This window comes from Streptomyces silaceus (assembly GCF_001419745.1).
Taxonomy (GTDB): Bacteria; Actinomycetota; Actinomycetes; order Streptomycetales; family Streptomycetaceae; genus Streptomyces; species Streptomyces silaceus.
The window spans coordinates 1-1,397 of record NZ_LIRJ01000536.1; the positions used below are offsets into that span (position 1 = coordinate 1).

Here is a 1,397-nt window from a genome sequence, read left to right on the forward strand (position 1 = left end):
CGAACCGGGCGAGGTCGGCGCCGCCCTGACCGGCCACCCGCCGGCCGCCCGGGCCGCGGCCGTCGTCCGCGACGCCGCGGCGGGCCGCCCCCAGCTGGTCGGCTACGCGGTGCCCGCCCCGGGACACGCCCTCGACCCGAACGCGCTCCTCGCGTACGCCGCCACCCGGCTGCCCGCGCACATGGTGCCCTCGGACGTCGTGGAGCTGCCCGCGCTGCCGCTGCGGGTCAGCGGCAGCGCGGGCAGCTCCACGACGTCCGAGGGCACCATGTGCGCGGGCAGCCGGGTGGCGGCGTACGCGAGGAGCGCGTTCGGGTCGAGGGCGTGTCCCGGGGCGGGCACCGCGTAGCCGACCAGCTGGGGGCGGCCCGCCGCGTCGTCGCGGACGACGGCGGCGGCCCGGGCGACCGCCGGGTGGCCGGTCAGGGCGGCGGCGACCTCGCCCGGTTCGATGCGCAGGCCGCGCAGCTTGACCTGCTCGTCGGTGCGGCCCAGGTAGTGGAGGGTGCCGTCGTCGTCGCGGTACACCAGGTCGCCCGTGCGGTACATGCGGGCGCCGGGCGGGCCGTACGGGTCGGCGACGAAGCGCTCGGCGGTCGCGGCGGGCCGGTTGAGATAACCGCGCGCCAGACCGGGCGAGGACAGGTACAGCTCGCCCGCGACCCCGACGGGCACCGGGCGCAGCCGCGCGTCCAGGACATGGGCGGTGGTGCCCGCGACGGGTGTGCCGATGGGCACGGCCGTGCCGTCGCCGGTCAGCGGCCCCGAGAGGGTCGCGGCGACGGTGGACTCGGTCGGCCCGTACGCGTTGTGGAAGCGGCGTCCGCCGACGGCCCAGCGGGCCACCAGGGCGGGCGGGCAGGCCTCCGCGCCGACCGCGAGGGCGCGCAGGTGCGGATACGGGCCCTCGGGCACCGACGCCAGGACGGAGGGCGGCACCATCGTGCAGGAGATCCGCCGCTCGTCGAGGACCCGCCCGAGGGCGTCGCCCGCGAGCGGTCCCGGGGGCGGCACGACGAGGGTGCCGCCGGGCCCGAAGGCCATGCACATCTCGGCGACGGAGATGTCGAACGCCGGTGAACCCAGTTGCAGGACACGGGTGTCCGCGTCCAGCGCGAAGCGGTCCACGAGGCTGTGGGCGAGCGCGGCGAGTCCGCCGACGCGGCCGAGGACGCCCTTGGGACGGCCGGTCGAGCCGGAGGTGTGGATGACGTAGGCGAGGTGCTCGGGGTGGCGGGGCGCGGCCAGTTCGCCGTCGCCCAGCGGCGCGCCGGACAGCTGCGCGGCCTCGTCGATGAGGGTCGTCCAGGGCAGGCCGTCGACGGTGCCGTCGGTGAGGACGAGCGCGGGGCGGGTGTCGTCGATCAGCTCGCGCAGCCGCTCGGGCGGGTGCGCGG

At 78.1% G+C, this 1,397-nt stretch carries 1 protein-coding gene and 1 pseudogene; one reads left to right on the forward strand and one right to left on the reverse strand.

From position 1 onward, the window contains the following. Positions 1–25: 25 nt before the first annotated feature. Positions 26–175 (forward strand): annotated as a pseudogene (locus AOK22_RS44100) (hypothetical protein); the annotation flags it as partial. Here AOK22_RS44100 and AOK22_RS36035 read toward each other — a convergent pair. Next, a partial coding sequence (locus AOK22_RS36035) for an amino acid adenylation domain-containing protein (protein WP_157872397.1) occupies positions 103–1,397 on the reverse strand: 1,295 nt, incomplete at its 5' end. The pseudogene AOK22_RS44100 and the gene AOK22_RS36035 sit on opposite strands and share 73 nt — an antisense overlap.